The sequence below is a fragment of the Kitasatospora sp. NPDC054795 genome (assembly GCF_053611565.1).
In genome coordinates this window covers 22,266-28,510 of record NZ_JBSHAP010000119.1, presented here as the reverse complement: position 1 = coordinate 28,510, position 6,245 = coordinate 22,266, and the positions used below count along the sequence as shown (strand labels likewise).

General features: G+C 74.4%; 3 protein-coding genes and 1 pseudogene. 3 read left to right on the top strand and 1 reads right to left on the bottom strand.

Annotation, left to right across the window (positions count from 1 at the left end; translation table 11 throughout):
* The 3 genes and pseudogenes from ACWGJO_RS32510 to moeZ all read left to right on the top strand — a co-directional run.
* Positions 1–771, top strand: a pseudogene (locus tag ACWGJO_RS32510) (hypothetical protein); the annotation flags it as partial.
* Between the two features lie 136 nt (positions 772–907).
* Positions 908–1,897, top strand: a complete 990-nt coding sequence (locus tag ACWGJO_RS32505) for an NAD-dependent epimerase/dehydratase family protein (RefSeq protein WP_380539953.1) — start codon at positions 908–910, stop codon at positions 1,895–1,897.
* A 228-nt stretch (positions 1,898–2,125) separates the two neighbouring features.
* Positions 2,126–3,304, top strand: a complete 1,179-nt coding sequence (moeZ, locus tag ACWGJO_RS32500) for an adenylyltransferase/sulfurtransferase MoeZ (protein WP_387694916.1) — start codon at positions 2,126–2,128, stop codon at positions 3,302–3,304.
* 89 nt (positions 3,305–3,393) lie between these two features.
* Here the strand turns inward: moeZ and ACWGJO_RS32495 are convergent, their stop codons facing one another.
* Entirely contained in the window at positions 3,394–6,201 is a 2,808-nt protein-coding gene (locus ACWGJO_RS32495; protein WP_452189259.1) for a flippase-like domain-containing protein, read from the bottom strand.
* Between the last annotated feature and the right edge of the window lie 44 nt (positions 6,202–6,245).

Genomic DNA, 6,245 nt, shown 5'->3' with positions numbered 1-6,245 from the left:
GTGCTGCTGTCCGCCGCCGTCCCGCTGGTGCTGCTGCCCGCGCTGACCGCGCCGTCCCCGGCCGATCCCGGCCCGCCGTGCGCCGGACCCGTCCGCCCGCCGGACGCCCTGGGGCCGGGGCCCGCCGGGGCACCGGCGCCCCGGCCGCTCCCGGGCTCCCGGCTGCGCCCGGCGGCGCTGGGCCACGGGCTGGGCCTGGCCGCGCTGCTGCTGCTCCCCTCGGCCGTACCGGGCGGGGACCGTCCGCAGGCCGTCGCGCTGGTGCTGGCGGCGGCGGTCTCGGCCGGGGCGGCCGAGCGGACGGCCCGCTGGTACCGGCAGGTCGGCCGCGGCCACCTGGGTACGGCGGGCACCCTGGCCGAGTTCCGGGCCCGGATGCGGCCGGTGCTCCCGGTCGCGCTGGCCCTGCACCTGGCGGTGCTCGGGGTGCTGAGCTTCGCCGCGCTGGCGGTGCTGGCCGTCGTCGCGCCGCGCCCCGGGCCGGGCCACGGCGGCGGGCCGCTGCACCTGGCGGTCGAGCGGGCCGGCCCCGCCGAGTGGGCGGCGCAGGGCGTGCTGGGCCTGCTGCTGGTGCTGCCGGTGCTGCTGGCGCGGTGCGGCCGGCCGGCCGCCGCCGCGGCGGGGGCGTCGGCCGGGGCCGCCGCGGTGCTCGGGCCGCTCGCCCTGGGGCGCTCCGCCCCGGAGGCCTGGCTGCTCGGCGGCGGCACCGTCGCGGCGGCGCTGCTGGCGTACGCCTGGGCGGTGCTCGGCCGGGCCGGTTCGCACTGCTGAGCGCCGTCCGCCGACGCCGTCCACCCGCTCCGTCGATCCACCGCGGGGATCCGCCGCGTGATCCCCGATCTCGTCCTGTTCGTTGAACTCAGTCCGCCAGGTCGTCCCGAACTGGCTTCGTGGAAGGACACCCCCGATGAGGGTGCTGCTGCTGGGCGCCGACGGCTTCATCGGCCGCCGGGTCACCGATCGTCTGCTGATGGACCAGGAGTTGCAGGTGACGGTGCTCGGCCGGCGCGACTCGGCCGACATCCGCTTCGACCTGACCACGGGGAGCCCGGGCGCGCTGGCCCGGTTCCTGGACGCGGTCGCGCCGCAGGTGGTGATCAACTGCGCGGGCGCCACCTACGGCAGCTCGCGCACCCTGATCCGGTCGAACACGCTGGCCGTCGCGACCGTCTGCGAGGCCATCCGGCGCAGCCGGGAGCCGGCCCGGCTGGTGCACGTCGGCTCGGCCGCCGAGTACGGGCCGGTGCCCGGCGGGGTGCCGGTGTCCGAGCAGGCCGAGCCGCGGCCGGTCGGCCCGTACGGGGTGTCCAAGCTGGCCGGGACGGAGCTGGTGCTGGCCTCCGGGCTGGACGCGGCGGTGCTGCGGGTGTTCGACGTGGTGGGCCCGGGGGCGCCGACCGCCTCGCTGTTCGGGCGGCTGGCCGAGGGCCTGCGGCGGGCGCTGGAGCGGGACGAGCACCAGGTGCGGATGCCGGACCTGTCCGGATACCGGGATTTCGTGGATGTGCGGGACGTCGCGCGGGCCGTCCGGGCGGCCGCGGTGTCGGCCGCCACCGGGGTGATCAACATCGGCAGCGGGCACGCCGTGCGGGCCCGGGACGCGGCCCAGCTGCTGGTGCGGGCCTCGGGCTTCGAGGGGCAGATCGTCGAGGAGAACCGGCAGGTCCTGCTGCCCGCGCAGGCCGCCGGGGCGGGCGGCGACCACCTGCCCGGCCACCACCTGCCGGGGCACCGGCCGGAGGGGCACCGCCCGGAGGGCCGGGCGGTGCCGGGCGAGCCGGTGCCGTGGCGGCAGGCGGACGTGCGCACCGCCCGGGACCGTCTCGGATGGCGGACGCAGGTGCCGCTGGAGGAGTCGCTGGGCGACGTGTGGCTGGAGACGGCCTGCCGGGTGTGAGCGTGCCGCGCGGTGCCCCGGGCCCGTCAACCACGGGCTCGGGGCGCTTTTCCGGGGCCCCGCCGCCGGTTCCACGATCCGGTGTCGCCCGTCTCGCCCATCGGACGGGCTGTCTCGGAATAGCGAGGGGGCGTGACACTGTTGGCCTAGACAGCCACCCGAGTGGCGGAGCAGCAACCCGCAGCGCGGTTGGCCCTGGCCACCCGAACAAGACCCATCGGAGTCCCCGTGTCGTTGCCACCCCTGGTCGAGCCGGCCGCCGAGCTCACCGTTGACGAGGTCCGCCGGTACTCCCGCCACCTGATCATCCCGGACGTGGGCATGGCGGGGCAGAAGCGGCTGAAGAACGCCAAGGTGCTGTGCGTCGGCGCCGGCGGCCTCGGCTCGCCGGCCCTGCTGTACCTGGCCGCCGCCGGTGTCGGCACGCTGGGCATCGTCGAGTTCGACGTGGTCGACGAGTCGAACCTGCAGCGCCAGGTGATCCACGGTCAGTCGGACGTCGGCCGGTCCAAGGCGGAGTCGGCCCGGGACTCGGTCAAGGAGATCAACCCGTACGTCGACGTGGTGCTGCACGAGGAGCGCCTCGACAACTCCAACGTCATGGAGATCTTCTCCGGCTACGACCTGATCGTGGACGGCACCGACAACTTCGCCACCCGCTACCTGGTGAACGACGCCGCGGTGCTGCTCGGCAAGCCGTACGTGTGGGGCTCGATCTACCGCTTCGACGGCCAGGCCAGCGTGTTCTGGGCCGAGCACGGCCCCTGCTACCGCTGCCTCTACCCGGAGGCCCCGCCGGCGGGCATGGTCCCCTCCTGCGCCGAGGGCGGCGTGCTGGGCGTGCTGTGCGCGTCCATCGGCTCGATCCAGGTCAACGAGGCGATCAAGCTGCTCGCCGGCATCGGCGACCCGCTGGTCGGCCGGCTGGTGATCTACGACGCCCTGGAGATGAACTACCGCCAGGTGAAGGTCCGCAAGGACCCGAACTGCGCCGTCTGCGGCGAGAACCCGACGGTCACCGAGCTGATCGACTACGAGGCCTTCTGCGGCGTCGTGTCGGAGGAGGCGCAGGCCGCCGCCGCCGGTTCGACCGTCACCTCGCAGCAGCTCAAGCAGTGGCAGGACGACAAGGAGGACATCTACCTCATCGACGTCCGCGAGCCCGGCGAGTACGAGATCGTCAACATCCCCGGCGCGGTGCTGATCCCGAAGAACGAGTTCCTGATGGGCGACGCGCTGGAGAAGCTGCCGCAGGACCGGAAGATCGTGCTGCACTGCAAGTCGGGCGTGCGCTCGGCCGAGGTGCTGGCCGTGGTGAAGGCCGCCGGCTTCGGCAACGCCGTGCACCTGGGCGGCGGCGTGCTCGGCTGGGTGAACCAGATCGAGCCGCACAAGCCGGTCTACTGACCGACGCCCCCACCGTGGAAGGGCCCGCCGTCCGGCGGGCCCTTTTCCGTGCTCCGGTGCGCGGGGAGGTCAGCGGTGCGCGGGGCGGCTCAGAGCGCCTTCTTGCGCTGGAGCACGTTGTAGGCGATCCAGCCCGGCAGCACCGGCAGCCAGAAGGTGAGCGCCCGGTAGAGGAAGACCGCCGGGGTGGCGATCGTGGGGGAGACGTCGGCGACGGTCAGGGCGCCGATCAGGGCGACCTCGACCGGGCCGATGCCGCCGGGGGTGGGGATCGCCGAGCCGGCCGCGTTGGCGGTCAGGAAGACCACCGCGACGGCCGAGAAGCTGACGTCGCCGCCGAAGGCCTGCACCGAGAAGTCCAGGCAGGCGGTGAAGGAGAGGGTCAGCAGCAGGATGCCGCCGAAGCCGGTGACCAGCTTGCTGGGCGTCTGCATCAGGTCGAGCATCCGCGGCACCACGCCGAAGAACAGCGAGCGCAGCCGGCCCAGCACGAACCGGCGCAGCGGCGCGACGGCGGCCACCACCAGGGCGAGCACGGCGGCGCTCAGCACGCCGATGATCACCGCGCGGGAGGCGGAGAGGTCGCCGTTGGTCTGGCTGCCGGTGATCAGGCCGAAGCTGAACAGCAGCAGCAGGTGCCCGGCCAGGCCCGCCAGTTGGGAGGCGCCGACCGAGGCCACCGCCTGGCCGGAGCGGATGCCGGCCCTCTGCAGGTACCGGGTGTTGAGCGCGATGCCGCCGATCGCGGCGGGGGCGACCAGCTTGACGAAGGAGCCTGCCAGCTGGGCGGCGACGGTGCGCCGGAACGGCAGCCGCTCGGGGACGAAGCCGGTCAGGCTCATCGCGGCGGCGACGTAGCTGAAGGCGGCGGCGAGCAGGGCGGCCGCGGCCCAGGCCCAGTTCATCTGGGAGAGCTTCAGCTGGGCCGGCTTGATGGTGGTCAGGGCCAGGTAGGCGGCGAAGGTCAGCGCGATCACCATGATCAGGCTCTTCGGCTTCAGCCGTTCCAGCTTGACCGGGGCCATCGGGGCCTCGGGGGCGATCTGGAGGATCTGGCCGCGGATGCGGCTCAGCAGGTCCTCGCCGGCCACCGCGATGTCCTCCTCGGCCTGCTGCTGGGTGCGCTCGCCGGCCGCGACCTGCTCCAGCGCCCTGGCCCGGGCGGCGGTCTTGCGCTCCTTGGTGAGCTTGGCGAGGTCGACCCGGGTGGAGCGGCTCATCCCGACCGGCTGGAGCAGCGGCAGCGCCTGGGCGACCCGCTCGGCGCCGAGCACCGCGTTGGCGGTGGCGACGGCGCGCTCCGGGCCGATCCGCAGCGCGAAGGTGGTGAGCAGCTGGGCGACGTCGATGCGCAGCGTCAGGTCGGTGGCGGCGATGTCGCCGCCGGAGAGGTTGACCAGGCAGCCGGTGCGCTCGTCCACCACCAGCAGCGACTCGCCGGTGAGCCGGCGGTGGGCGATCCGGCGCTCGTGCAGGGCGGCCACCGACTGCCAGACCGAGGCCATCACCGGGTCGGTGACCTCCTCGTCGGCCAGCTCGTCCAGGGTGCGGCCCTCGACGTTCTCGTACACCAGGATCGCGGCGTCCGGGCCGAGCTCGGAGGTGGCGACCAGCTGCGGCGCGCGGGCGCCCGAGGCGGCCGCCGCGTACGCGATCAGGGCCTCCTGCTCCAGCGCCTGGCGCAGCGACTGGGGGCTGCGGCGCACCGCGACCGAGCGCAGCCGCAGCCGCCGCCAGGCCCGGTAGAAGAAGCCGGAGGCCTGCTGCTCGCGGTCGATGATGTGCACGTCCAGCGGGGGCCCGCCCTGCTGGGTGACGTGGTAGCGGCGGGTGCCGCCGGGGGCGTCGGGGGCGCGCACGGCGCCGGCCGGGGTGAAGCCGACCTTGCGCAGGCCGATCATCAGGTGCTGGCCGGTGGGCCGGATGTTGGGGGAGCCGATCGCGTAGAGCGTGCCGTAGGCGACGGACCAGCCGATCAGCACGGTGAGCATCAGCGACAGCGGGGTGGTGTAGCCGCCGAGCAGCTCGGTGACCCCGCTGAAGACCACCACCACCCACAGGGCGACCCGCCAGCGGGGTCTGCTCGACATGCCGACGGCGGTCATGTAGGCGATCACCGGGGCGAGGTAGCCGTGCACCGGGTCGGTGAGGGTGCCGTTGCTGTCCAGCGGCAGCCTGGTCAGCGCGTCCCGGGTGTGTTCGGAGGCGCCCTCGGCCACCCACCAGTCGATGCCGAGCGAGACGCCGTACGCCAGCACCGAGGCGAGCACGCCGTCGGCGACCCGCAGGCCGTCGCGTTTGATCAGCCGTTCGACGGCGAAGGCCAGCGGCACGGCGAGCACCGCGACGCTGGAGAGCAGGCCGGTGATGGTGGAGAACACCGCGGAGAAGTGCGGCGCGTTGGAGGCGATGTCCTGCTCGATGCCGCTGGTGGTCCCGGTGGCGATGCCGGCCAGCACGAAGACGGCGACTATCCCGAGGACGCCGGCCAGGAAGCGGATCAGGTCGGACGGTCGGTGCGCGCGGGCGGCGAGCAGCGGCTCGTCGACGTCCAGGTGCGGGGCCTCGTCCAGCGGCTCGTGGTCCGGCGGCTCGTGGTCCGGCGGCTCGGTGTCCTCGGGCGGGACGGCGGGGACGGCCGGGGCCTTCGGGCCGCCGGCCGTCGGCGCCGGGAGCGCCGGTTCCGGGGCCGAGGTGGTCTCGGCCGCGGGAGGGCCAGGCTGTTCGGGGGCCTTCGCGGGTGCGGGGGTCTTGATCGTTCGGTCCTTGATCAGGGAGACTTCCGGCGTCGGGCCCGGTTCGGGCCGGCCTTCGCTCTCGTTCCCGGGCGTCGACGGCACGGCGGAGGCGGACTCGTCGGAGTCCTTGTCCACGCCCACGTCAGCCGTCCCGGTCATCTGGTCTTGTCCTCGTATCACCACTCACCGCCCCGGAAGATGGT

Bases quoted from the DNA above. Each gene is read 5' to 3' on its own strand.
- ACWGJO_RS32505 (WP_380539953.1), top strand. From the start codon at position 908: ATGAGGGTGCTGCTGCTGGGCGCCGACGGCTTCATCGGCCGCCGGGTC.
- ACWGJO_RS32495 (WP_452189259.1), bottom strand. From the start codon at position 6,201: ATGACCGGGACGGCTGACGTGGGCGTGGACAAGGACTCCGACGAGTCC.